We start from the raw sequence: 25,933 nt of genomic DNA, 5'->3' as shown, positions 1-25,933 counted from the left end.
TCAACCGGAGGACGTTATGTCGACCCCTGATACCGATGGCAAAAAAGTCCCGCCCTTTACCTCCTTCAGATTAGCCCCGGCAATACAGAAGGCCGATAGCTGCTGCTGCGAAGAACATTGCGCGTCCAGCGCGCCTGTTTCTACTGCCGTGGCAGGCACGCGCTATACCTGGAAAATCTCCGGCATGGACTGCGCCGCCTGCGCCCGAAAAGTGGAGAATGCGGTCCGCCAAATTCGCGGCGTCAACCAGGCGCAAGTGCTGTTCGCCACCGAAAAGTTAGTGGTCGATGCCGACGCCGACCTCCGCGCGCAAATTGAACGCGCCGTACAGAAGGCGGGTTATACCTTGCGTAGCGAAGATTCGCGCGACGCCGCGCCTGAATCTCGTCTTAAAGAGAACCTGCCGCTTATTACGCTGATCATTATGATGGCGATAAGCTGGGGGCTGGAGCAATTTAACCACCCGTTCGGCCAACTGGCCTTTATCGTCACCACTCTGGTCGGTCTGTATCCTATTGCCCGCCAGGCGCTGCGGCTGATGAAAAGCGGCAGTTGGTTCGCTATTGAAACGCTGATGAGCGTCGCCGCCATTGGCGCGCTGTTTATTGGTGCGACGGCGGAGGCGGCAATGGTATTGCTGCTGTTCCTCATCGGCGAGCGCCTGGAAGGATGGGCCGCCAGCCGCGCCCGTAAAGGCGTCAGCGCGTTAATGGCGCTTAAACCGGAAACGGCGACCCGTCTGCGCGACGGCGTACGGGAAGAGGTCGCTATTAATACCCTGCGACCGGGCGATATTATCGAAGTCGCCGCCGGGGGGCGTTTACCCGCCGACGGTAAACTGGTTTCCGGTTTCGCCAGCTTTGATGAAAGCGCGCTCACCGGCGAGTCTATCCCAGTGGAGCGCGCAACGGGCGACAAAGTCCCGGCAGGCGCGACCAGCGTTGACCGTCTCGTCACCCTGGAGGTGCTATCTGAACCTGGCGCCAGCGCGATTGACCGTATCCTGACGCTGATTGAAGAGGCGGAAGAGCGCCGTGCGCCCATTGAGCGGTTTATTGACCGTTTCAGCCGCATCTACACGCCAGTCATTATGGTCATCGCGCTGCTGGTGACGCTTATTCCGCCGCTGATGTTCGATGGCGGCTGGCAGGAGTGGATTTATAAAGGGCTGACGCTGCTGCTCATCGGCTGCCCGTGCGCGCTGGTGATCTCCACGCCCGCGGCCATTACCTCCGGGCTGGCGGCGGCGGCACGGCGCGGCGCATTGATTAAAGGCGGCGCAGCGCTGGAGCAACTGGGCCGTATCACGCAGGTTGCCTTTGATAAAACCGGTACGTTGACCATCGGTAAACCACGGGTGACGGCGATTCATCCGGCAAGCGGTATCAGCGAGGCTGAACTGTTGGCGCTGGCGGCAGCCGTAGAACAAGGCGCTACGCACCCGCTGGCGCAGGCTATTGTCCGCGAAGCGCAGACACGCGATCTGGCGATCCCGACGGCGGAATCGCAGCGAACGCTGGCCGGCACCGGAATTGAAGCGCAGGTTAACGGCGAACGTATTCTGATTTGCGCGGCGGGAAAACAGCCTGCGGCAGCGTTTGCCGGGCAAATTAGCGAACTGGAAAACGCCGGGCAGACGGTGGTTCTGGTGCTACGTAACGAGACCGTTGTTGGCGTCCTCGCCCTCCAGGATACGTTGCGTGACGATGCGCGCGACGCCATCCGCGAACTGCATCAGTTAGGCGTTAACGGCGTGATTCTGACCGGCGATAACCCACGGGCGGCGGCAGCGATTGCCGGCGAGCTGGATCTGGCGTTTAAAGCCGGACTACTGCCGGAAGACAAGGTGCGGGCAGTCACCGCCCTTAACCAACAAGCGCCGCTGGCGATGGTGGGCGACGGCATTAATGATGCGCCCGCGATGAAAGCCGCCAGTATCGGAATTGCGATGGGCAGCGGTACTGACGTCGCGCTGGAAACGGCTGACGCCGCCCTTACTCATAACCGTCTGCGCGGGTTAGCGCAGATGATTACGCTGGCGCGCGCTACCCACGCGAATATCCGGCAGAACATCACCATTGCGCTGGGGCTGAAAGCCATTTTCCTGGTGACGACGCTACTTGGTTTTACCGGGCTATGGCTGGCAATCCTGGCGGATACGGGAGCCACGGTATTGGTGACCGCCAACGCGCTACGTTTGCTGCGTAAAAACTAATCTTCTCCCGCCCGGCGGCGTCGTGTCGCCGGGTTATCCCGCGATATTCCTTTCTTTGTACATATTATTCACGCGAAAATTATTTATTTTCTATTACTTATCAAACCATTAATCAGAAATAGCGTGATTTGATGTAAGGTTAATTTTTATCCAACCGATATTGATCATACCGTCTACAAAATAAGGAATGTTAGGCACTATGAAAAATATCAAAGTCATCACCGGCGTTATCGCGACGCTGGGCATATTTAGCGCCTTATTGCTGGTGACAGGAATACTGTTTTATTCCGCCGTCAGCAGCGATCGGCTGAATTTCCAGAATGCGAGCGCGCTGAGTTACCAACAACAGGAACTGGGCGGCAGTTTTCAGACATTGATCGAAACCCGCGTCACCATTAACCGCGTGGCGATACGCATGTTAAAAAATCAGCGCGATCCCGCCTCGCTGGACGCCATGAACACGCTGTTAACCAACGCTGGCGCGTCGCTCAACGAAGCGGAAAAGCATTTCAACAACTACGTGAACTCCGAAGCGATCGCAGGCAAAGATCCGGCGTTGGATGCCCAGGCCGAAGCCAGCTTTAAGCAGATGTATGACGTTTTGCAGCAGTCTATCCACTATCTTAAAGCCGATAATTACGCCGCCTATGGCAACCTTGACGCGCAAAAAGCGCAGGATGACATGGAGCAGGTATATGACCAGTGGCTCTCTCAAAATGCGCAATTAATAAAATTAGCCAGCGATCAGAACCAGAGCAGTTTTACCCAGATGCAATGGACGCTGGGGATAATTCTACTTATCGTGCTCATCGTACTGGCGTTTATCTGGCTGGGGCTGCAACGCGTTCTACTCCGCCCGCTGCAACGGATTATGGCGCACATTCAAACTATCGCCGACGGCGATCTTACCCATGAGATAGAGGCCGAAGGACGCAGTGAAATGGGCCAACTGGCCGCCGGTCTCAAAACGATGCAGCAGTCGTTAATCCGTACCGTCAGCGCGGTGCGCGATAACGCAGACTCTATCTATACTGGCGCAGGCGAAATTTCCGCCGGCAGCAGCGACCTCTCTTCCCGTACCGAACAGCAGGCCTCGGCGCTGGAGGAGACCGCCGCCAGCATGGAACAGTTAACCGCCACGGTACGGCAAAACACCGATAACGCACGCCAGGCGACGGGTCTGGCGAAAACCGCATCAGAAACCGCGCGTAAAGGAGGACGCGTGGTGGATAACGTAGTGAACACCATGAACGATATCGCCGAAAGCTCGGAAAAAATCGTGGACATCACCAGCGTGATTGACGGTATCGCCTTCCAGACTAATATCCTGGCGCTGAACGCCGCGGTAGAAGCCGCCCGCGCCGGCGAACAGGGGCGAGGATTCGCGGTCGTGGCCGGAGAGGTACGTACGTTGGCCAGCCGTAGCGCGCAGGCCGCCAAAGAGATCAAAGTGCTGATTGAAAACTCCGTGTCGCGCATTGATACCGGCTCTACGCAGGTACGCGAAGCGGGAGAAACCATGAAAGAGATCGTCAACGCCGTGACTCGCGTGACCGATATTATGGGCGAAATCGCCTCTGCCTCCGATGAGCAAAGCAAAGGCATTGAGCAGGTGGCGCAGGCGGTATCGGAAATGGACAGCGTGACGCAGCAAAACGCCTCGCTGGTAGAGGAATCCGCAGCAGCGGCGGCGGCGCTGGAAGATCAGGCTAACGAACTTCGTCAGGCGGTCGCCGCGTTCCGCATCCAGAAACAGCCTCGTCGGGAGGCGTCGCCGACGCCGTTAAGCAAAGGCTTAACGCCACAGCCCGCCGCAGAACAGGCGAACTGGGAAAGCTTCTAATCAGAATGTTATCTGCCGTGCGGTTAATGCGCTTTACGCAATAAATAGCGGTACGGCAGACCCTCCGTATCTTGCGCCAGCAAATCGTGTTCCATAAAGGTACAGAACCCCGGAATATCACGCGTCGTCGCCGGATCGTCGGCGATAATCAGCAATGTTTCGCCAGTTTGCATGTTGCGCACCGTTTTGCGCACCATCATTACCGGTTCAGGGCAACGCAGCCCCAGGGCGTCAAGCGTATGGTCAGGGGAGGAAAACAGATCGCTCATCTTCGTCTCAATGGTAGAAAAACGGCGATATTTTACGCCCATCTTCGTCAGTAAGCCAGGCAGGTTAACGATTGCGTGAAAATTAGCCATTGCAATGCCAGCGCAAAACAGTATTATGCGGCGGTTCTTTATTGGGTTCCCTCACCCCATCCAACAAAAAGGTCACAATATGACTCCGTTTACACAATCACAGCGCATAAAAGCGTTGTTCTGGCTATCGCTATTCCATTTACTGGTGATCATTTCCAGTAACTATCTGGTGCAGCTCCCCATCACTATTTTTGGTTTCCACACGACCTGGGGCGCGTTTAGTTTTCCTTTTATTTTTCTCGCCACCGATCTTACCGTGCGTATTTTTGGCGCACCGCTGGCGCGCCGCATTATCTTCGCCGTCATGATCCCTGCGCTGCTGGTGTCATATGTGGTGTCATCGCTGTTCTATATGGGCGCCTGGCAAGGTTTCGCCGCGTTGGCGAACTTTAATCTGTTCGTCGCCCGTATCGCCGCCGCCAGCTTTATGGCCTACGCGCTGGGACAGATCCTTGATGTCCATGTGTTTAACCGCCTGCGCCAAAATCGTCGCTGGTGGCTGGCGCCGACCGCTTCAACGCTGTTTGGCAATATCAGCGATACCCTTGCCTTTTTCTTCATTGCGTTCTGGCGAAGCCCCGATGCCTTTATGGCCGGGCACTGGATGGAAATTGCGCTGGTGGATTATTGCTTTAAGGTGCTCATCAGCATTATTTTCTTCCTGCCGATGTACGGCGTTCTACTGAATATGTTGCTGAAAAAGCTGGCAGATAAATCTGAAATTTCCCCATTACCGGCAAGTTAAAGGTTCGTTTTCCGAGTTGTGATAAGATGAGCGAATGAGCCGTTATGGCCGTTTATCGAAAGGAAGAAGTCAATGCGCAATTTGGTTAAATATGCCGGTATTGGCCTGCTGGTTATGGGGCTTGCGGCCTGTGATAACAACGATACAAAAGCGTCGGCAGAAAGCGCCGCCGCAGAAAGCCAGGCCTCCGGTCAGCCCATCAGCCTGATGGATGGCAAACTCAGTTTCTCACTGCCGGCGGATATGACCGATCAAAGCGGTAAGCTGGGCACCCAGGCGAATAATATGCACGTTTATTCTGACCCGACGGGCCAGAAAGCGGTGATTGTTATCGTCGGCGATAATACCGATGAAGCGTTGCCGGTGCTGGCGAACCGCCTGCTTGAGCAACAGCGTAGCCGCGACCCGCAGCTTCAGGTCGTCACCAATAAGTCTATTGAGCTCAAAGGCCATACGTTGCAACAACTGGACAGCATTATCTCCGCGAAAGGCCAGACGGCGTACTCTTCCATCGTGCTGGGCAAAGTGGATAACCAATTGCTGACGATTCAGGTCACGCTGCCTGCGGACAATCAGCAAAAAGCGCAAACCACGGCTGAAAACATCATCAATACGTTGGTTGTTAAATAACCTTTACGACGATGATGCGGCCTCCGGCAGTGCAGACGGAGGCCGTTTTTTTAAGCGCCAGGTCAGCAATAGCGCCATCGCTACCAGCCCGGCCGCCGCCAGATAAATCACCGGCACGCCCGCCCAGGTCATCACCAGCCCCGCCAGCGGCCCGGTCACCCCCAAAGACATATCCATAAAGACGGTATAGGTCGCCAGCGCCGCACCCTGGTTCTGCGGCGGCACGGCTTTGACGGCCACCACGCCCAGCGCCGGAAAGACCAGCGAAAACCCCATCCCCGTGAGTAAAACGCCGATTTTTGCCATCCACGGCATGGCTGCCGTCCCCACCAGTAACAGACCAATAATCTCCACGCCAAAGCAGATCATGGCGACATTCAACCCGCCTAAACGATTGATGCCGTTAGGGAACAGCAAACGCGTGCCGACAAACGCGACGCTAAATAACGTGAGCGCAAAGGCGGCGCCATCCCAACCTTTAGCATCATAAAATAAGGTAATAAACGTCGCGATGACGCCAAACCCTGCCGAGGCCAGCGCCAACGCCATACCATACAGCCAGACACGCCCCAGCACCGCGCGAAACGGCAGCGGCTTGCCTTTGTTCGCCTTCACCGACGGACGTGGAAGCGCTAACAGTATCGCCAACAGCGCCACGCCCATCACCGTTAGCGCCAGTCCCTGTAACCCGCCCCAGGCATAACACAGCACGCCCAGCGGCGCGCCCATCGCCATTGCACCGTAGGTGACGATACCGTTCCAGGAGATGACCCGACCAATATGCAACGACCCGACGACGCCGACGCCCCACAGTGTCGAACCGGTGCCGGCAAAACTTTGCCCAATCCCCAAAATCACGCGACCCAGCCCCAGTAGCAACAAACTGATCAGCGGCCAGGCGCTGGCGATATCCGCCAGCAGGTAGCCGAGTCCGCTTAAAAAACAGCCGCATAAGCCAAAGACAACGATTTTTTTCGGCCCTAATACATCCGCATACCGCCCGGCATGGGGACGGCTTAACAGAGTGGCGAAGTATTGCAGGCTGATAATAAGCCCCGCCCAGAACGCGCTGAATCCCATCGCATCATGTACATAGCCGGGCAAGACGGCGAGCGGCAGGCCGATGGTCAGGTAGCTGGCAAAGTTAAACATCACAATGGAGACAATACGCAGATTGAGGCGCAATCCGTTTAGCGCCGGTTCAGCGACGGGTTCGGGCATGAGTATCACCGCATTTTTACAACATGTTTTCTTTTCTATCATGGCGCGCGGTGAAAATCAGTAGTGAGATTCAGATTATCGGTATCAGGGCAGCCGCTACACTTAGAAAAAAACACAACAAGGAAAACTTCATGGCAACCGCTCAACCCGACAAAACGGGTATGCATATTCTGCTGAAACTGGCCTCCCTGGTTATTATTCTCGCCGGGATTCATGCCGCGGCGGATATTATTGTACAACTCTTGCTGGCGCTCTTTTTTGCCATTGTTCTTAATCCATTAGTGACCTGGTTTATTCGTCGGGGCGTGAAGCGACCGCTGGCGATTACTATCGTGGTGGTCGTCATGCTGATCGTGCTTACCGCGCTGGTGGGTGTGCTTGCCGCATCGCTTAATGAATTTATCGCTATGCTGCCTAAATACAGCAAGGAGCTGACGCGTAAAGTCTTACACCTTCAGGAGTTAATGCCCTTCCTGAATTTACATATGTCGCCGGAACGTATGCTCCGCGGGATGGATTCCGATAAAATCATGCTCTTCACCACAACATTAATGACCGGCGTATCGGGCGCGATGGCAAGCATTGTGCTGCTGGTGATGACCGTGGTTTTTATGTTGTTTGAGGTGCGTCACGTGCCTTATAAATTACGTTTCGCGCTAAACAATCCACAAATCCATATTGCCGGCCTGCACCGCGCCCTGAAAGGTGTCTCGCATTATCTGGCGCTGAAAACGCTGCTCAGTCTATGGACGGGCGCGATTATCTGGCTGGGGCTGGCGTTAATGGATATTCAGTTTGCGCTAATGTGGGGCGTACTGGCCTTTTTGCTCAATTACGTTCCTAATATCGGCTCGGTGATTTCCGCCGTTCCCCCCATGATTCAGGCGCTGTTATTTAACGGCTTTTACGAGTGCGTACTGGTCGGCGCGCTCTTTTTGGTGGTCCATATGGTGATTGGCAACATTATGGAGCCACGCATGATGGGCCATCGTCTGGGAATGTCCACGCTGGTGGTATTTCTTTCGTTATTGGTCTGGGGATGGCTATTAGGCCCGGTCGGGATGCTCTTGTCCGTTCCTTTGACCAGCGTCTGCAAAATCTGGATGGAAACTACTAAAGGCGGCAGCAAACTGGCGATCTTGCTGGGGCCAGGCCGACCGAAAAGCCGTTTACCGGGATGAGGCGACAGATGCTACAATCTCCTCTTCTTCATAGGCAACGTTGGTCCTGATATGTACCAGATCGTTCTGGGAAAAGTGTCAACATTAAGCGCAGGTCAATTGCCCGACGCGTTAATCGCTCAGGCACCGCAGGGCGTTCGCCGGGCAAGCTGGCTGGCCGGGCGCGTGCTGCTTTCCCGTGCGCTCTCGCCGCTACCGGAGATGGTGTATGGCGAACAGGGTAAACCGGCTTTTTCCGCCGGAACGCCGCTGTGGTTTAACCTCAGCCATAGCGGCGACACTATTGCTCTGTTGCTTAGCGACGAAGGTGAAGTCGGCTGCGATATTGAAGTGATCCGCCCGCGCGATAACTGGCGTTCGCTGGCAAATGCGGTATTCAGCCTCGGCGAACATGCTGAAATGGAAGCGGAACGTCCGGAGCGACAACTGGCGGCCTTCTGGCGTATCTGGACGCGTAAAGAAGCCATCGTAAAACAACGCGGCGGCAGCGCCTGGCAAATCGTCAGCGTGGACAGCACGTTGCCCTCTGCCTTGTCGGTCAGCCAGTGTCAGCTCGATACGCTCAGTCTGGCAGTCTGTACCCCCACACCGTTTACGCTGACGCCGCAGACGATAACGAAAGCGTTATGACACATTAATTTTTCCCTCTGGCGGCGGACGTGTGTTACAAAATGCGGAGCTTCCCATGCGCCGACGCGCCATACCAAAAGGTTTAAGTCAGATGCAACGTGTCACCATCACCCTCGATGACGATTTACTGGAAACGCTGGACAGCCTGAGCCAGCGACGCGGCTATAATAATCGCTCCGAAGCGATCCGTGATATTCTGCGCGGCGCTCTGGCGCAGGAGGCCACCCAGGAACACGGTACACAGGGTTTCGCGGTACTTTCATATGTTTATGAACATGAGAAACGGGATTTAGCCAGCCGCATCGTCTCCACCCAGCATCATCATCATGATTTATCCGTCGCCACGCTGCACGTCCATATCAACCACGATGACTGTCTGGAGATCGCCGTTCTGAAGGGCGATATGGGCGACGTACAGCATTTTGCCGATGATGTTATCGCCCAGCGCGGCGTGCGCCACGGCCACTTGCAGTGTTTGCCGAAAGAAGACTAACGCCCCAGCGCCTTACCGGGGGCGCTTCGCTTGCCCGGCCTACGCTCGCACGTCTGTCGTTTGTAGGCCGGATGAGGCGCAGCCGCCATCCGGCAATAATGTTTACGCCATTGTGCCAATCGTTTTTCTGAAGCGTAACAGCGCTATCAGGAAGAACACGCCGCCTATCGCCAGCAGGGTCAGGAACTGCGGCCAGACGATGCTCAAACCTGCGCCGCGATAAAGAATAGCCTGGGCAAGGCTGACAAAATGCGTCGTCGGCATGGTCAGCATAATATCCTGCACCGCCTGCGGCATACTTTCGCGCGGCGTGGAACCGCCGGAAAGCATTTGTAGCGGTAACAGTACCAGAATCATTAATAACCCCAGTTGCGGCATCGAACGGGCGATGGTGCCCATAAAAATCCCAATTGAAGTGGTGGCGAACAGACTCAGCGCTACGCCCAACATAAACAATGGGATCGATCCTTCAATCGGTACGCCAAGTACGCCTTTCACCATCAGCATCAAAGACAAACCGGAAACCACCAGCACGACCAGCCCCATCGACCATACTTTTGCCATCATGATCTCAAAGGGCGTGACCGGCATCACCAACAGATGCTCTACCGTGCCGTGTTCTCGCTCGCGGATCAGCGCCGATCCGGTCAGCACTATCGCCAGCATGGTAATGTTGTTGATAATCGCCATCACGCCGCCAAACCACGCCGGGTCCAGATTCGGGTTAAAGCGCATCCGAATCTCCAGCGACACCGGCTGAACGTTATCTCCCCGCGCGCGCGCCACAAAGCTGTTGACCTCGCCGCTAATAATATTCTGGATATAACTGTTGCCGGTAAACGCCTGGCTCATGCGCGTCGCATCGACGTTAACCTGAATATCAGGCTGACGTCCGGCCAGCACATCACGCTGGAAATTCGGCGGAATATTGACCGCAAAGGTATAGCGTCCGGCATCCAGTCCGGCATCCATTTCCGTTGCCGTAATCATCTCCGGCGGCAGAAACCACGGGCGGTAAAAACTATTCACAATACGGTTCGACAACTGTGACTGATCCATATCGGCGATGGCGATAGGGGCAAGATGCAACGAACCGGGCAGGACGGTAGCGGAGGAGTAAACCGAAATCGTAAAGGCGAAGACGATCAGCGCCAGCATCGCTTTGTCGCCCAGCAGACTGCGCAGTTCTTTGACGCCGAGGTTATAAATATTACGTAATCCGCGCATTACCCCTCCTGTTTTTTCAGCAGCAGAATGCTCAGACCCATCACCACCGGGACGGCAATCAGTAACGGCATAAATAACGGCCAGAGATCGGACAGATCCAACGCTTTGGAAAACGTCCCGCGCGCGATCGTCAGAAAATGGCTGGTCGGGTAGATCTCGCCGATCCATCTTCCCGGTCCTTCCAGCGAAGCCACCGGATCGATCATGCCGGAAAATTGTGTTGCCGGAATGAGGGTAATAATCGACGTCCCAAAAATAGCGGCGATTTGGCTCTTCATAAACGTAGAGATCAGCAGCCCCAGACCGGTGGCGATGATGACGTAAAGTAGCGCCGCGAGGGTAAGCGTGAGAAAGCTGCCTTTCAGCGGCACGCCGAACACAAAGACCGACAGCGCGCACAGTAGCAAGAAGTTCAGCATACCCAGCGCGATATACGGCAGTTGTTTACCCAGCAAAAATTCGCTGCGCGTCGTCGGCGTTACGTACAGATTAATCATCGACCCCAGCTCTTTCTCCCGCACCACGCTCAGGGCGCTAAGCATTGACGGGATCATCATGAGCAGCAGCGGAATGACCGCCGGAACGATAGCGGGCAGACTTTTCACATCCGGGTTATAACGATAGCGCGTTTCAATGTTGAGCAGCCCGGTCTGTTTAACCGGGTTCGGCTGACGACTTGCCGCCTCCTGCAGCCAGCTTTGGTGCATCGCCTGAACGTACCCCTTCACCGTCTCGGCGCGGCTGGGCATGGCGCCATCCACCCAGACGCCAATCTGCGCTGGCGTACCGCGAGCAATATCGCGGCCAAAATTAGGCGGGATCTCAATGGCAACCGCCAACTCTCCCGAACGCATCCGCCGGTCAAGCTCGTCATAGCTGGCGAGCGGCGGCTGTTCGATAAAATAGCGCGATCCCGCCAGATTGAGCGACCATGCCTGGCTGCTGACGGTTTGATCGCGGTCGAGTACGGCAAAACGCAGGTTCTCCACGTCCATACTGATGCCATAGCCCATAATCAGCATCAGAATTACCGTTCCCAGCAGCGCCAGCGTCGAGCGTACCGGATCGCGGCGTAGCTCCAGCGCTTCGCGGCGACTGTAGCTGAACAAACGCCGGAAGCTCAATCCCTGCCGCGACGGTTTACCTGACGCGGCGGGCGTCTGGGATGGCGGTATTGGGGTTTCAGGAGCCGCTCCCGCAGCTTCCTGTAGCCAGGAAATAAACGCCGCCTCCAGATTGGCCGCGCCCCGCTGTTGCACCAATTCCTGCGGCGTACCGCTGGCGAGCACTTTACCGGCGTGCATCAATGACATTCGGTCGCAACGTTCCGCTTCGTTCATAAAATGGGTCGAGATAAAAATCGTCACCTTATCCTGACGCGAAAGATCGACCATAAGCTGCCAGAACATATCCCTGGCGACCGGATCAACGCCGGACGTTGGCTCATCAAGAATCAGCATTTCCGGGCGATGGATCACCGCTACCGCCAGCGATAAACGCTGGCGGATACCGAGCGGCAACGAAGCGGGGAGCGTATCTTCCACCTCCGTTAGCATAAAGCGTTCGATCATCTGCGCGACGCGCGCCGGGATCTCCGCTGGCGGAATATGAAACAGGCGGGCATGAAGTTCCAGATTCTGCCGCACGGTGAGTTCGTTATAGAGCGAAAAAGCCTGCGACATATACCCGACCCGGCGACGGGTATCGATGTCGTTCGGGTCTACCGGCTGGCCAAATAGCCAGGCCTGGCCTTCGCTGGCGGGAAGCAGACCGGTCAGCATTTTCATGGTGGTCGATTTGCCGCAACCGTTTGAACCGAGGAAGCCAAAAATCTCGCCGCGCGGAATGCGGAAATTAACATGGTCAACCGCGACGAACTTACCGAAGCGCATGGTCAGATCTTTCGCCTCAATGGCAATCTCTTCCTGCTCAGCGTGATAGGGCGGGATCACCACTGGCTTATGCGCCTGGCGCTGCGCTTCTGGCAACAGGGCGATAAACGCCTGTTCCAGCGTCGCGCTATGGGTTTTTGCCCGCAGTTGCTGCGCGCTGCCGGTTGCCAGTATCTCGCCCGCATTCATCGCCACCAGCCAGTCAAAACGCTCCGCCTCTTCCATATAGGCCGTTGCGACCAACACGCTCATATTGGTCTGCCGTTGGCGGATACTGTCGATTAAGTCCCAGAACTGAGCGCGGGAGAGCGGGTCCACGCCGGTGGTAGGCTCATCAAGAATCAGCAATTCCGGGTCATGAATCAGCGCACAGCACAGCCCCAGCTTTTGTTTCATCCCACCGGACAGCTTCCCGGCAGGACGGTCACGAAACGGCGCCAGGCCGGTGCTGTTCAGCAACTCGGTAATACGCGCTTCGCGTTCAGCTTTGTTATGACCAAAGAGACGAGCGAAAAAATCGACGTTCTCATAAACCGATAACGTGTGATAAAGGTTTTTCCCCAGCCCCTGCGGCATCCAGGCGATGCGCGGACAGACGTCGCGGCGATGTTTCGCATCGCGCATATCGCCGCCCAGGACGATAACGTTCCCTTGCTCAATCACCCGCGCGCCAGAAATCAGCGACAGCAGGCTCGACTTACCCACCCCGTCCGGACCAATCAGCCCGACCATACTACGGGCGGGAATGTCCAGCGTGATATTGTTCAGCGCGACCGTTTTTCCGTAATGCTGGCTCACCCCCTCAAGCTGCGCCACGGGAGGAACAGGCACCAGCGTCAGCGACGTCATTGCGACAACCTCACGCTTAGAGCGTCAGGCCAGGGCACGCGCTCATCCAGACGAACCCATGCCATTCCCGGCAAGCCGGTTTTGACATATTCCAGATGCTGTCGCAGCAGCTCTGGCGGAATACGCGCTTTGACACGGAACATCAGCTTTAACCGTTCATCGTGGGTTTCCACGGTTTTGGGCGTGAACTGCGCCACGCTGGCGACAAAACTGATCGTCGCCGGAATACGCAGATCCGGCGCGGCGTCCAGCACCAGTCGCGCTTCGCCGCCGATCTTCAACAACCCCGCCTGTTCGGTCGGCAGGAAAAATGTCATATAAACATCGCTAAGATCGACCATGTTCAACACCCGGCCGCCAGCCGATAACACTTCGCCCGGCTCCGCAACGCGGTACTGCACGCGTCCATCGCGCGGCGCTTTTAATTCGCTGTCGTCGATGTCGGCGACAATACGCCGCTCGGTCGCCTGCGCCGCTTCCACGCGCGTTTGCGCCTGGATAATACTGGTACGCGCCGCCTCAATCGCCGCTTTTGCCGCAGATACCTGCGCTTTGGCAGTCTCCAGGGCGGCGCGCGCGCTTTCCGCCGCCGCGCGATCGTCATCTAACTGTTGTACAGATACCGCGCCACGCTGTGACAGCGAACGGGAACGCACGTGACGTTTAGAGACGGAGTCCAGCTCAGCTTCCCGCTGTTTGACGACCGACTGCGCGGCGCGCATTTCACTCTGGCGTTGCTCCAGCAAGGCGCGGGCGGCGGCAACTGCGCTCTCGGCCTCTTTAATCTGCGCAATCGCCTCCAGCCGCTGCTCCTGCAGTACGCGGGTATCCATTTTCGCCAGCACCTCGCCCTGACGAACGAACTGTCCTTCCGAAACGAGGATGGTATCAATACGCCCGGCAATCTTAGTGGCAATATCCACTTCGGTGGCTTCAATTCTGCCGTTGCTGGCGGCAAATCCCTCCGGTATTCCCGCAGGGCGCAGCATCCACCAGGCTATCGCGGCCACCGCCACAAGAATCCCCGCTCCCCACCACACCAGATGACGCTTCATTTTGTCCATAATCGACCCGCCGTAATCCCTGTTGTCTAACCATGCGTGTCACAAAGTCCGCCGGGCGTGCGCTCAGCGGGGGTTTCCATTCGGGATAAGAATGAAAAAAGAAAAGGGGCCAGACGACGAACAGACGCCGATGAAGCGCTCGCCGTCAAAGGGAGTGAATGATGTAGGTACCCGGAAAAGAGGGAGTAATGTTGTCATCATCAGCGTTCCTGGCCGTAAATGAAACACGCATACTCATAACTGCTATAAATCGATACTAACACCTCTGTCCGGGATGTCTATTCGCTTATTGTTTGTAATGGTACTTAGCGTTTTGCCGCCAAATCCTGCGCGCAGGCCCAGGCGCTCGACCACGCCCACTGGAAGTTATAGCCGCCCAACCAGCCGGTGACGTCCATCACTTCGCCGATAAAATAGAGACCCGGCACGCGGCGCGCTTCCATAGTCCGCGATGATAGTTCGTTTGTATCCACGCCGCCCAGCGTCACTTCCGCTGTCCGATAGCCTTCGGTGCCGTTAGGCTGCACTTGCCAGGCCGTAAGCGTGTCAACTAACGCCTGCTGGTCACGAACGTTCAACTGCCTGAGCGATACATCCGGGATGTGCCCCAACTGTTGTAAACACTCCACCAACCGTTTCGGCAAATGCATCGCCAGCGTGTTCTTCAGACTCTGGTTCGGGTGCGCGTTACGCTGTTCATTGAGAACGTCTTCCAGCGAGAGGTCCGGCAATAAGTTAATGCTCACTAACTCGCCCGGTTGCCAGTAGCTGGAAATCTGTAAAACAGCGGGGCCGGACAGCCCACGATGGGTAAAAAGTAGGTTTTCCCGAAATACCGTGCCATTGCGGGCGGTAATCACGCAGGGCACAGAGACGCCAGACAGCGTCTGGAGCTGTTCTAACAGCGGCTTATGCAGCGTAAAGGGCACCAGCCCGGCGCGCGTCGGCAACACCTTGAGACCAAACTGTTCGGCGATTTTATAGCCAAACGGCGATGCGCCAAGCCCCGGCATCGACAGGCCGCCGCTGGCAATCACCAGCTTTTGCGTAGTCACCGTCTCACCGTTCAACGCCAGTATGAAACCCGACTCATCACGCTCGACGCTCAGTACCTCGCTACGCAGGCGCATCGTTACGCCGCCTTTGTCGCACTCGGCAACCAGCATATCGACAATGCGTTGGGCGGAATCATCGCAAAAAAGCTGTCCCAGCGTTTTCTCATGCCAGGCTATCCCATACCTGCCGACCAGATCGATAAAGTCCCACTGGGTATAGCGGGCTAACGCTGATTTACAAAAGTGGGGGTTCTGGCTCAAATACGCAGCAGGCTCAACATAAAGATTAGTAAAGTTGCAACGCCCACCGCCGGACATGAGGATTTTACGTCCTGGCTTCTTGCCATTATCGATGAGCAGCACGCGGCTACCCGCCTGTCCTGCCTGCGCGGCGCAAAACATGCCCGCTGCGCCAGCGCCTATAATAACGGCATCAAACCTTTCCACGTCGCCTTCCTCTCTCAAATTCGGGCGGGAATTGTAAAGTTTCCTCAGTGGTCGCACCAGCGCGAAAAGCGCCTGAAAATGGTATTTATCTGAAATATATAAGATAATTCTTTAGTGATATCAAACAAAGCACGAAGTACATCAAAAAAAGTCTATATTTCACTTTGCCCGCGCCGCCAAAGTCACTGATAATGCGCCGCGTTCATGTCCTCAAAATGGCGTAACGTCCTATGCTACATTTGTTTGCTGGCCTGGATTTACATACCGGGCTTTTATTATTGCTTGCTCTGGCTTTTGTGCTGTTCTACGAAGCGATTAACGGCTTCCATGACACAGCCAATGCAGTCGCAACCGTGATTTACACCCGTGCGATGCGTTCGCAGCTGGCGGTTGTCATGGCGGCGGTGTTTAACTTTTTTGGCGTTTTGCTGGGGGGTCTCAGCGTGGCGTATGCCATTGTGCATATGCTACCGACGGATCTCCTGCTCAACATGGGTTCCGCGCACGGCCTCGCTATGGTCTTTTCCATGTTGCTGGCGGCGATTATCTGGAACCTCGGTACCTGGTATTTCGGGTTGCCGGCGTCCAGTTCCCACACGCTGATTGGCGCCATTATCGGCATCGGTTTAACTAATGCGATGATGACCGGCACGTCAGTGGTGGATGCGCTTAACATCCCGAAAGTTATCAATATTTTCGGTTCACTCATTATCTCCCCTATTGTCGGTCTGGTATTCGCCGGCGGTCTGATTTTCTTGCTGCGCCGCTACTGGAGCGGTACTAAGAAACGCGCCCGTATCCACCTGACGCCAGCCGAACGTGAAAAGAAAGACGGCAAGAAAAAGCCGCCGTTCTGGACGCGTATCGCGCTGATCCTCTCAGCTATCGGCGTGGCGTTTTCGCATGGCGCGAACGATGGTCAGAAAGGCATTGGCCTGGTCATGCTGGTGCTGATTGGCGTCGCGCCTGCGGGTTTCGTGGTCAATATGAATGCCTCCAGCTACGAAATCACCCGTACGCGCGATGCTATCAACAATGTCGAAACGTACTTTGAGCAGCGTCCTGACCTGCTGAAAGCCGTCACCGGCGTTGACCAACTGATTCCCTCTCCGGAACCGGGCGCAACTGAACCGACTGAATTCCACTGCCATCCGGCTAACACCATTAACGCGCTTAACCGTGCGAAAGGGATGCTGGCAAACGTGGAAAGCTACGACAAGTTAAGCGTTGAACAGCGTAGCCAGTTGCGTCGCATTATGCTGTGCATTTCCGACACGACCGACAAAGTCGTGAAACTGCCTGGCGTAAGCAGCGATGACCAGCGCCTGCTGAAAAAGCTGAAGACCGATATGTTAAGCACCATTGAGTATGCGCCGGTGTGGATCATTATGGCAGTGGCGTTGGCGCTGGGTATTGGTACGATGATCGGCTGGCGTCGCGTGGCGACCACTATCGGCGAGAAAATTGGTAAAAAAGGCATGACGTATGCGCAGGGAATGTCGGCGCAGATGACGGCGGCAGTCTCTATCGGTCTTGCCAGCTACACCGGTATGCCAGTTTCTACCACTCACGTACTCTCCTCTTCAGTGGCGGGAACCATGGTCGTTGATGGCGGCGGGTTGCAGCGTAAAACCGTGACCAGCATTCTGATGGCCTGGGTATTTACGTTACCGGCGGCGATTATTCTTTCCGGCGTGCTGTACTGGCTTTCCCTGAAGATTATTTAAGCCAAATGGGCCGGATAGCGCTGTCGCTAATCCGGCCTGTCAGGATGAAACGACACAGGCCTGACAGGCCGCTACAAGCGGCGTCATCCGGAGGCTTATCTAATACGAGCGGGTCAGGAAACTGGCCCGCTTTTTTTATTCAGTGCCAAATCATGAGCGCAATCAAGCTCACCACCACCAAACCGCATAACGCGCTGGTCAGCAGAAACTGGCGGCGCACGCGTTCACAACGGCGAATAAATTCTTCATCATGATGATCGCGATAGCGCTGAGCGTAGATATACCATACCAGGCGCACCTGTTTGTTGGGCTGACCATGCGTGGTAAAGAAGCCGCCGCCATCGACATATTGATAGAGCAAAGGATCGCAACCACGAAGTACCACTAACAGTGCGCGTAGCGATGAGAAATAGCGCGCCATATTAACAATGCAAACGACACATAAAGCCCAGAATAGTGAGACGGTGCTTATCATATCTCCTCCCCGGCGACCCGCCCACGGAGTTCCTCTCCGGGACTACCGCTCCCCGATACCCTGCCAGACAATCAGTGAAAGAGTACTACGAAAGCCGTCCATATTAGCGCTCCGCATTCGAACGGCTCTTATACACATTGTAGGAGATCAGTTAATTTTTTTACCAGAAGGTTAATCACTATCAATGCAATTCCCTGAAAATTTTGTTTAACTAACTGGCAAGCAAGGCAGATTGACGGATTATCCTGGTCGCTATAATGTAAGGATAGTTATGGTAAACGGCTGAGCTAGCCCCGCGCATAGAGTTCGCAGGACGCGGGTGACGCGGCGGCATAAGAAACGCCAGTAGCTCAATGGTCATCGACAACTTATGGAAGGAGTAACACTATGGCTTATAAACACATTCTTATCGCAGTTGATCTCTCCCCGGAAAGTAAAGTTCTGGTTGAAAAAGCGGTCTCTATGGCGCGCCCCTACAACGCGAAAATCTCCCTCATCCACGTTGATGTGAACTATTCAGACCTGTACACCGGTCTGATTGACGTCAATCTGGGCGATATGCAGAAACGTATCTCCGAAGAAACCCACCACGCGCTGACCGAGCTGTCTACCAACGCTGGCTACCCTATCACTGAAACCCTGAGCGGTAGCGGCGATTTGGGCCAGGTGCTGGTTGACGCCATCAAGAAATACGATATGGATCTGGTCGTTTGCGGTCATCACCAGGACTTCTGGAGCAAACTGATGTCTTCTGCGCGCCAGCTGATCAACACCGTTCACGTTGACATGCTGATTGTGCCGCTGCGCGACGAAGAAGAGTAATACTTGCCGTACCGGCTGGCGGCTAAGACCGCATCTGGTCTATAGTCAATCAGGTTGGCCTGAACCATCAGGCAAATTCCGGCTATCAACAACAACGCCCGCTTATGTGGGCGTTTTGTTTATCCCCCCTTCTTCGCAGTACTCAGTACATCATTCCATCACACCAAACATAATTAGTGTGATCCACTAATTAGTTTGCGTATCATTTGTATAATAACCTATTGATCAGGCTAATAACCGCAGTCTATATCAGGGTAAGTCTTTTCGGCGCGTTTTGATATACGCGCTCATACGTTTCGGGATGGCATTAAAAGGCGAAGGAATATGAATACAACTGCACCTACGGGCTTGCTGCAGCAACCTCGTCCATTTTTCATGATCTTTTTTGTAGAATTATGGGAACGATTTGGCTATTACGGCGTCCAGGGCATCCTGGCGGTCTTTTTCGTTAAACAATTGGGTTTTTCTCAGGAACAGGCCTTTATTACCTTTGGCGCTTTTGCGGCGCTGGTTTATGGCCTGATCTCCATCGGCGGCTATGTTGGCGACCATCTGTTAGGGACTAAACGCACCCTGGTCCTGGGCGCGATTGTGCTGGCGATTGGCTATTTTATGACCGGCATGTCGCTATTAAATCCCGATCTGATTTTTATCGCACTGGGTACGATTGCCGTGGGCAACGGGTTATTTAAAGCCAATCCCGCCAGCCTGCTCTCTAAATGCTATCAGCCTAAAGATCCCCGGCTGGATGGCGCTTTCACCCTGTTTTATATGTCGATTAACATCGGTTCTTTGTTATCGCTATCGCTGGCGCCGGTGATTGCCGATAAATTTGGCTATGCGGTGACCTATAATCTGTGCGGCGCTGGTTTAATTGTTGCGCTTCTGGTGTACTTCGCCTGCCGTGGCATGGTGAAAAATATCGGTTCTGAACCGGATCATAAACCGCTACGTTTTCGCAATTTGCTGCTGGTACTGCTCGGCACCGTCGTCATGATTTTCCTCTGCGCCTGGCTGATGCACAACGTTAAGATTGCCAATCTGGTGCTCATCGTCCTTTCTATCGTCGTCACTATCTTCTTCTTTCGCGAAGCGTTTCGTCTGGATAAAACCGGCCGCAATAAAATGTTCGTGGCGTTTATTCTGATGATTGAAGCCGTGCTGTTTTACATTCTGTATGCGCAGATGCCTACCTCGCTGAACTTCTTTGCGATTAATAATGTGCATCATGAAATTCTTGGATTCGCCATTAATCCGGTGAGTTTTCAGGCGCTGAACCCATTCTGGGTGGTCGTCGCCAGTCCGGTACTGGCAGCGATTTACACCCGACTGGGTAGCAAAGGCAAAGATCTGACTATGCCGATGAAGTTTACGCTTGGCATGTTCCTCTGCGCGCTGGGTTTTCTGACCGCCGCCGCCGCCGGGATGTGGTTTGCCGATGCGCAAGGATTGACGTCGCCGTGGTTTATCGTGCTGGTGTATCTGTTCCAGAGTCTGGGCGAGCTGCTGATTAGCGCGCTGGGGCTGGCAATGGTCGCCGCTCTGGTGCCGCAGCATCTGATGGGCTTTATTCTGGGAATGTGGTTCCTGACCCAGGCCGCCGCCTTCCTGCTCGGCGGTTATGTGGCGACCTTCACTGCCGTACCGGAAAACATCACCGATCCGTTACAGACGCTGCCAATTTATACCGGCGTCTTTAGCAAAATTGGTCTGGTAACGCTGGCGGTCACCGTGGTGATGGCCATTATGGTGCCGTGGTTAAACCGAATGATTAATACGCCAGGTACCGAACAGTAATACTCAGTGCCGGATGCGGCTTACGCCTTATCCGGCCTACAAATAATTGAGAATCGTAGGCCCGATAAGCGCAACGCCATCGGGCAATCCGTTACTCCGTCAGAGGGGTTCCGGCATAAATATCAAACCGATGCCCTTTGGTGACGATGGCGTTGGGCGTCGCGACATCCGCCAGCGGCGGCGCATAATCGGGACGTTTGACCACCACGCGTTTGGTCGCCAACTGACGCGCCGGTTCCAGCAGTCCGTCGGCGTCTAAATCCGGCCCCACCAACGACTGAAACACCCGCATCTCTTTCTTCACCAGCGCGCTTTTCTGCCGGTGAGGAAACATCGGATCGAGGTAGACTACCTGCGGGCGCGGCGTGATATCGGTTAACGCCGTCAGGCTGGAAGCATGAATCAACTGCAAACGCTCCTGAAGCCAGCCGCCAATATCCGCATCGGCGTAGCCGCGCGCCAGACCGTCATCGAGCAACGCGGCGACCACCGGATTACGCTCCAGCATCCGCACGCGGCAACCGACGGACGCCAGTACAAACGCATCGCGCCCCAGTCCGGCCGTGGCATCGACCACATCCGGCAGATAATCGCCCTTAATACCGACCGCCTTCGCCACCGCTTCGCCGCGCCCGCCGCCGAACTTACGTCGATGGGCCATCGCGCCGCCGACAAAATCGACGAAAATGCCGCCGAGCTTCGGTTCGTCGCGCTTGCGCAGCTCCAGATGTTGCGGCGTCAATACCAGCGCCATCGGGTTGTCTTCGTCATGCTCCAGTCCCCAGCGGGCAGCCAGAGCAGATAAGGCGCTGTCTGTGGCGCCCGTTTCATCCATTAAGCAGATTTGCACGTAAAATCAGCCTTTAATCCCGTAATGCTCCAGCATCGCGTCCAGTTGTGGTTCACGGCCACGGAAGCGTTTAAAGAGTTCCATCGGCTCTTCAGAACCACCGCGAGTCAGGATGTTATCAAGGAACGACTGACCGGTCTCACGGTTGAAAATGCCTTCTTCCTCAAAGCGGGAATAAGCGTCCGCCGCCAGTACGTCGGCCCACAGATAGCTGTAGTAGCCTGCCGCATAGCCGCCAGCAAAGATATGGCTGAACGCATGTGGAAAGCGACCCCATGTCGGTGACGGCACCACGGCGACCTGTTTTTTAATTTCAAAGAGCGTCTCAAGAATTTTCGCTCCTTGCTGCGGATTAAATTCCGCATGCAGACGGAAATCAAACAGACCGAACTCCAGCTGACGCAGAATAAACAGCGCCGCCTGATAGTTTTTCGCCGCCAGCATTTTATCCAGCAGTTCCTTCGGCAACGGCTCGCCGGTTTCATAGTGGCCGGAGATAAACGCCAGCGCTTCCGGCTCCCAGCACCAGTTTTCCATAAACTGGCTTGGCAGTTCGACCGCGTCCCACGGCACCCCGCTGATGCCGGAGACCCCGGCGGTCTCAATGCGGGTCAACATATGATGCAAGCCATGACCAAACTCGTGGAACAGGGTGATCACTTCGTCATGGGTAAACAGAGCGGGTTTACCGTTCACCGGACGGTTGAAATTACAGGTCAGATAAGCGACCGGCTTTTGCAATGTGCCGTCCGCTTTACGCATCTGGCCGACACAGTCGTCCATCCACGCCCCGCCGCGTTTGTGTTCGCGCGCGTACAGGTCAAGGTAGAAGCTGCCGCGCAGCTCGTTATTTTCGTCATACAGTTCAAAGAAACGCACTTCCGGGTGCCAGACATCAACGTCAGTACGCTCTTTGGCGGTGATGCCGTAAATACGTTTCACCACTTCAAACAGGCCATTCACGGCTTTGTTTTCCGGGAAGTACGGACGTAGCTGCTCATCGCTGATGCTGTACAGGTGCTGTTTTTGCTTTTCACTGTAGTACGCGATATCCCACGGTTGCAGCTCCTCAATGCCAAATTCGGCTTTGGCGAAGGCGCGCAGCTGGGCCAGCTCTTTTTCCCCCTGCGGACGAGCGCGTTTCGCCAGATCGGTTAAGAAATCGAGCACCTGCTGCGGATTTTCCGCCATCTTGGTGGCCAGCGATTCATGGGCATAATTTTCGAAGCCCAGCAGTTGCGCCAGTTCATGGCGCAGCGCAAGAATTTCTTCCATCACCGGGCTGTTATCCCATTTCCCCGCGTTCGGCCCCTGATCGGAGGCGCGAGTGGAATAGGCGCGATACATCTCTTCGCGCAACGCCTGGTTGTCGCAGTAGGTCATGACCGGCAGATAGCTCGGGATATCCAGGGTCAGCAGGTAACCTTCCTGCTCTTTGGCTTCCGCCTGGGCTTTAGCGGCGGCGAGCGCGCTTTCCGGCATTCCCGCCAGCTCGGCTTCGTCGGTGATGAGCTTCGTCCAGCCCATGGTGGCATCGAGCACATTATTGCTGTACTGGTTGCCCAGCTCAGACAGGCGAGTGGCGATTTCGCCGTAACGCTGCTGTTTCTCTTTCGGCAGACCGATGCCGGACAGTTCAAAATCACGCAGCGCGTTATCAACCGCTTTCTTCTGCGCGGTATTCAGAGTGGCGTAATGATCGCCGTCGCGCAGGTCGCGGTACGCATTGTACAACCCTTCATGTTGCCCAACCCAGGTGCTGTATTCAGACAGCAGCGGCAGCGTCTGTTCGTAGGCTTCACGCAGCTCCGGACTATTTTTCACCGAGTTTAAGTGGCTAATTGGCGAGAAAATACGCCCCAGAACATCGTCGGCTTCCGCCAACGGCTGGCAGAGGTTCTCCCAGCTATACGGCGCGCCATGCGCCACAACGCCTTCTACCGCCGCCCGGCAATCGGCCAACGCTTTGGTGACCGCAGGCACCACATGCTCCGGTTTAATTGCAGAAAAAGGCGGCAGTGAAAAAGACGTTAGTAATGGATTGGTCATATGCGCAGTCCTGTAGAAGAAGGTGAGTGGAGCGCGCTTTTGGCGCTCTCGCGATGAGATCTAGAATGGGGGATAGTAAGGGGAATTTCAATGATGGACAGCGTACAGACGTGGGTATCGCTGCAATAAGCCGCCCCTTTAACATCATCCCGGCTTACGTTTTATAAGCCGGGTGACAACGTCAGCGCGTTTTTCTCGCCATCTCGTAAGCAGCGGACAGATCCAGACGCTGCCAGAACTGTTGATCCTCGGTCTCGCCCGACAACGGATATCCTGCCGGTAACGCCGTCTCTTCCATTAACGCCTGACGCTGCGCTGGCGACAGGTTCGGCAGCGCTGTCTGTAGCAGAACATCGGCGCCTTTTGGTATTTTCAACGACTGATGCTCGCCTTTCTGTTGCGGCAGGTTATAAGTCATGGTGAAGCGGTAGAAGGTATGCATAGCCGGAGCGCGGTACGGATCGTCTTTTCCGGCCGATGCCGCGCATTCGACAATCGTCGTACCGCACTCTTTCACCAGCGCATCAAAGCGTTCCGGGATCATTTCCGCCATCAACAGCGCATCCGTATAACCGGTATTCGTGTGTCCGCTGGGAAAAGCACCGCCACCTGCGGTATAAGGATGACCATCTTTTACCACCACATCATCCGGCGTCAAATGGATAGTATTACCCGGCACCTGGTAAGGACGCGGGTAATGAAAATATTTTTTCGCCGCGCCGGTGCTGACTTCCGAGGCTTTAATCAACGCTGCCGCTTTGCCCAACTCACCTTTATCATAAGCGGCGAGAAATGCCCGCCCCAGCCGCGGCCCCATTGCGTCGCTCAGGAAATAGAGATACTCCACGCTTTCCGCATCCGCCAGCGCCTGGTGACGGGTATTAACATCGGCATCGTGATTAATCGCCGTCACCGTCGCCAGATTGTCTTTCAATACTGCTTCCGGCAATGTATTGAAGGCGGAAAGTAGGGTAATTCCCATCTGTTGATTCTCAGTAGTATGAAAATCATAACCGCTAGCCTGTAACCAGGCATTATCCGCCTGGATGGAATTCTGTCGCATCTGAGCCAGGGCGTCGCGAGTCAACGCGGCGGTATCGCCTTGTAATGCCTTACGCAACTGTGTCAGCCATTGAGCCTCAAGGTCATTAAAGGCGACGCTCGCCGAGTCGGGCGTCACGCTTTTCGCTATCGACTCCGCCTGGGACAGGGGAATATCTTTCGCCAGTGCCGGCATCGCCAGCGCCAGAGATGACGCCAGTACAGTAATGTGTAGTTTCATTATGGTTCCTTTCATTAAAAATAACGCCAGGTCAAAACTACTACCTTGCCCACAGGCGATGCTGGCCTGCGCAGTTGACGGTTTGATGATACGAACACGTCTTGCAATACTTTCACAACGCGCGAAACAACATGGCGGTACTGGGGTAATCTGCGCGGATCTGCGGTAAACTATCGGCTAACTTGTTTACTTCCCGGAATATCTGCATCCATGCTCAGTTATCGTCACAGCTTTCACGCTGGCAACCACGCCGACGTCCTTAAACATACCGTTCAGAGCCTGATCATCGAGTCGCTAAAAGAGAAAGAAAAACCGTTTCTCTATCTGGACACGCACGCGGGCGCGGGGCGTTATCAGTTGGGCAGCGAACATGCTGAACGTACCGGAGAGTATCTGGAAGGCATCGCCCGTATCTGGCAGCAGGACGATCTGCCCGCCGAACTGGAACCGTATATTAGCGTCGTAAAACATTTCAACCGCAGCGGGCAGTTACGCTACTACCCGGGCTCCCCGTTAATCGCCCGCCAGTTGCTGCGTGAGCAGGACAGTCTGCAACTCACGGAATTGCATCCCAGCGACTTCCCACTGTTGCGCGCGGAGTTTCAAAAAGACAACCGCGCCCGCGTGGAACGCGCTGACGGCTATCAGCAACTGAAAGCCAAATTGCCGCCGGTTTCCCGCCGCGGTCTGATCCTCATTGACCCGCCTTATGAAATGAAAACCGACTACCAGGCGGTAGTCAGCGGCATCAGCGAGGGTTATAAACGTTTCGCCACTGGTACATACGCGCTATGGTATCCGGTGGTGCTCCGCCAGCAAATTAAGCGCATGATTCATGATCTGGAGGCCACCGGCATCCGTAAAATCCTGCAAATTGAGCTGGCGATCCGCCCGGACAGCGATCAGCGCGGGATGACGGCGTCCGGTATGATCGTGGTTAACCCGCCGTGGAAACTGGAGCAGCAGATGAACAACGTGCTACCGTGGCTGCACAGCAGGTTGGCGCCAAACGGTCACGGACACACTTCGGTAAGCTGGATCGTGCCGGAGTAATCACAGCCATCGGTGGAACCTTTCACC

The 25,933-nt window shown here is 55.3% G+C and carries 21 protein-coding genes; 11 read left to right on the top strand and 10 right to left on the bottom strand.

The features are described 5' to 3' along the window. Positions 1-16 precede the first annotated feature (16 nt). Both zntA and tcp read left to right on the top strand, forming a co-directional pair. Complete coding sequence (gene zntA, locus OLG56_RS01335; protein WP_000106658.1) at positions 17-2,215, top strand: Zn(II)/Cd(II)/Pb(II) translocating P-type ATPase ZntA; 2,199 nt, start codon at positions 17-19, stop codon at positions 2,213-2,215. A gap of 199 nt (positions 2,216-2,414) precedes the next feature. Beyond that, a complete protein-coding gene (gene tcp / locus OLG56_RS01330) occupies positions 2,415-4,058 on the top strand; it encodes a methyl-accepting chemotaxis citrate transducer (RefSeq protein WP_000789678.1) in 1,644 nt (547 codons plus the stop codon). Positions 4,059-4,081: 23 nt separating this feature from the next. Here tcp and tusA read toward each other — a convergent pair whose 3' ends face one another. Continuing rightward, complete coding sequence (gene tusA / locus OLG56_RS01325) at positions 4,082-4,327, bottom strand: sulfurtransferase TusA (RefSeq protein WP_023251836.1); 246 nt, start codon at positions 4,325-4,327, stop codon at positions 4,082-4,084. Between the two features lie 169 nt (positions 4,328-4,496). Between tusA and OLG56_RS01320 the strand changes: the two genes are divergently transcribed. Both OLG56_RS01320 and OLG56_RS01315 read left to right on the top strand, forming a co-directional pair. Further along, positions 4,497-5,162, top strand: coding sequence for a 7-cyano-7-deazaguanine/7-aminomethyl-7-deazaguanine transporter (locus OLG56_RS01320; protein WP_000187489.1), 666 nt, complete (start codon positions 4,497-4,499; stop codon positions 5,160-5,162). Positions 5,163-5,234: 72 nt separating this feature from the next. Further along, complete coding sequence (locus OLG56_RS01315; protein ID WP_001245278.1) at positions 5,235-5,792, top strand: DcrB family lipoprotein; 558 nt, start codon at positions 5,235-5,237, stop codon at positions 5,790-5,792. 3 nt (positions 5,793-5,795) lie between these two features. Here the strand turns inward: OLG56_RS01315 and OLG56_RS01310 are convergent, their stop codons facing one another. Next, entirely contained in the window at positions 5,796-7,055 is a 1,260-nt protein-coding gene (locus OLG56_RS01310) for an MFS transporter (protein WP_077905455.1), read from the bottom strand. 89 nt (positions 7,056-7,144) lie between these two features. Between OLG56_RS01310 and OLG56_RS01305 the strand changes: the two genes are divergently transcribed. The 3 genes from OLG56_RS01305 to nikR all read left to right on the top strand — a co-directional run bounded on the left by OLG56_RS01305 (position 7,145) and on the right by nikR (position 9,317). Next, positions 7,145-8,194, top strand: coding sequence for an AI-2E family transporter (locus OLG56_RS01305; protein WP_000179588.1), 1,050 nt, complete (start codon positions 7,145-7,147; stop codon positions 8,192-8,194). Positions 8,195-8,245: 51 nt separating this feature from the next. Next, positions 8,246-8,824, top strand: a complete 579-nt coding sequence (gene acpT, locus OLG56_RS01300; protein ID WP_000284366.1) for a 4'-phosphopantetheinyl transferase AcpT — start codon at positions 8,246-8,248, stop codon at positions 8,822-8,824. A 91-nt stretch (positions 8,825-8,915) separates the two neighbouring features. After that, positions 8,916-9,317, top strand: coding sequence for a nickel-responsive transcriptional regulator NikR (nikR, locus tag OLG56_RS01295; RefSeq protein WP_001190057.1), 402 nt, complete (start codon positions 8,916-8,918; stop codon positions 9,315-9,317). Positions 9,318-9,419: 102 nt separating this feature from the next. Here the strand turns inward: nikR and OLG56_RS01290 are convergent, their stop codons facing one another. The 4 genes from OLG56_RS01290 to OLG56_RS01275 form a co-directional block, all read right to left on the bottom strand. Continuing rightward, entirely contained in the window at positions 9,420-10,544 is a 1,125-nt protein-coding gene (locus OLG56_RS01290) for an ABC transporter permease (protein WP_001214750.1), read from the bottom strand. Next, positions 10,544-13,285, bottom strand: coding sequence for a ribosome-associated ATPase/putative transporter RbbA (gene rbbA, locus OLG56_RS01285; protein ID WP_052942605.1), 2,742 nt, complete (start codon positions 13,283-13,285; stop codon positions 10,544-10,546). The genes OLG56_RS01290 and rbbA overlap by 1 nt, the downstream gene beginning before the upstream one ends. Beyond that, a complete protein-coding gene (locus OLG56_RS01280) occupies positions 13,282-14,349 on the bottom strand; it encodes an HlyD family secretion protein (protein WP_000359836.1) in 1,068 nt (355 codons plus the stop codon). Before OLG56_RS01280 ends, rbbA begins: the two co-directional genes overlap by 4 nt. Positions 14,350-14,654: 305 nt before the next feature. Continuing rightward, positions 14,655-15,851: a BaiN/RdsA family NAD(P)/FAD-dependent oxidoreductase gene (locus OLG56_RS01275; protein WP_001627041.1), complete on the bottom strand. Its 1,197-nt coding sequence runs from the start codon at positions 15,849-15,851 to the stop codon at positions 14,655-14,657. Between the two features lie 230 nt (positions 15,852-16,081). Between OLG56_RS01275 and pitA the strand changes: the two genes are divergently transcribed. Beyond that, on the top strand, positions 16,082-17,578 hold the full coding sequence (pitA, locus tag OLG56_RS01270) for an inorganic phosphate transporter PitA (RefSeq protein WP_000902764.1): 1,497 nt from the start codon (positions 16,082-16,084) through the stop codon (positions 17,576-17,578). A gap of 139 nt (positions 17,579-17,717) precedes the next feature. Here pitA and uspB read toward each other — a convergent pair whose 3' ends face one another. Then, entirely contained in the window at positions 17,718-18,053 is a 336-nt protein-coding gene (uspB, locus tag OLG56_RS01265; protein ID WP_000626193.1) for a universal stress protein UspB, read from the bottom strand. A 387-nt stretch (positions 18,054-18,440) separates the two neighbouring features. Between uspB and uspA the strand changes: the two genes are divergently transcribed. Further along, a complete protein-coding gene (uspA, locus tag OLG56_RS01260; protein ID WP_000323565.1) occupies positions 18,441-18,875 on the top strand; it encodes a universal stress protein UspA in 435 nt (144 codons plus the stop codon). Positions 18,876-19,199: 324 nt separating this feature from the next. Continuing rightward, on the top strand, positions 19,200-20,672 hold the full coding sequence (gene dtpB / locus OLG56_RS01255; RefSeq protein ID WP_001098275.1) for a dipeptide/tripeptide permease DtpB: 1,473 nt from the start codon (positions 19,200-19,202) through the stop codon (positions 20,670-20,672). Positions 20,673-20,763: 91 nt separating this feature from the next. Here the strand turns inward: dtpB and rsmJ are convergent, their stop codons facing one another. The 3 genes from rsmJ to OLG56_RS01240 form a co-directional block, all read right to left on the bottom strand. Further along, entirely contained in the window at positions 20,764-21,522 is a 759-nt protein-coding gene (gene rsmJ / locus OLG56_RS01250; RefSeq protein ID WP_061377068.1) for a 16S rRNA (guanine(1516)-N(2))-methyltransferase RsmJ, read from the bottom strand. 6 nt (positions 21,523-21,528) lie between these two features. After that, positions 21,529-23,571 carry an oligopeptidase A gene (prlC, locus tag OLG56_RS01245; protein ID WP_001528193.1) on the bottom strand — a complete coding sequence of 681 codons (2,043 nt, stop codon included), beginning with the start codon at positions 23,569-23,571 and terminating at the stop codon, positions 21,529-21,531. Between the two features lie 181 nt (positions 23,572-23,752). After that, the gene (locus OLG56_RS01240) at positions 23,753-24,853 is read right to left on the bottom strand and encodes a phosphatase PAP2 family protein (protein WP_061377067.1); all 1,101 of its coding nucleotides are present in this window, start codon (positions 24,851-24,853) and stop codon (positions 23,753-23,755) included. A gap of 210 nt (positions 24,854-25,063) precedes the next feature. Between OLG56_RS01240 and OLG56_RS01235 the strand changes: the two genes are divergently transcribed. Continuing rightward, positions 25,064-25,906: a 23S rRNA (adenine(2030)-N(6))-methyltransferase RlmJ gene (locus OLG56_RS01235; protein ID WP_000954233.1), complete on the top strand. Its 843-nt coding sequence runs from the start codon at positions 25,064-25,066 to the stop codon at positions 25,904-25,906. Positions 25,907-25,933 lie beyond the last annotated feature (27 nt).

Origin of the sequence: Salmonella sp. 2018103 (assembly GCF_026247685.1) — a bacterium.
In the GTDB taxonomy this organism is placed as follows: Bacteria; Pseudomonadota; Gammaproteobacteria; order Enterobacterales; family Enterobacteriaceae; genus Salmonella; species Salmonella enterica.
The sequence above is the reverse complement of the archived record's forward strand: the minus strand, read 5'-3'. Positions and strand labels throughout refer to the sequence as shown.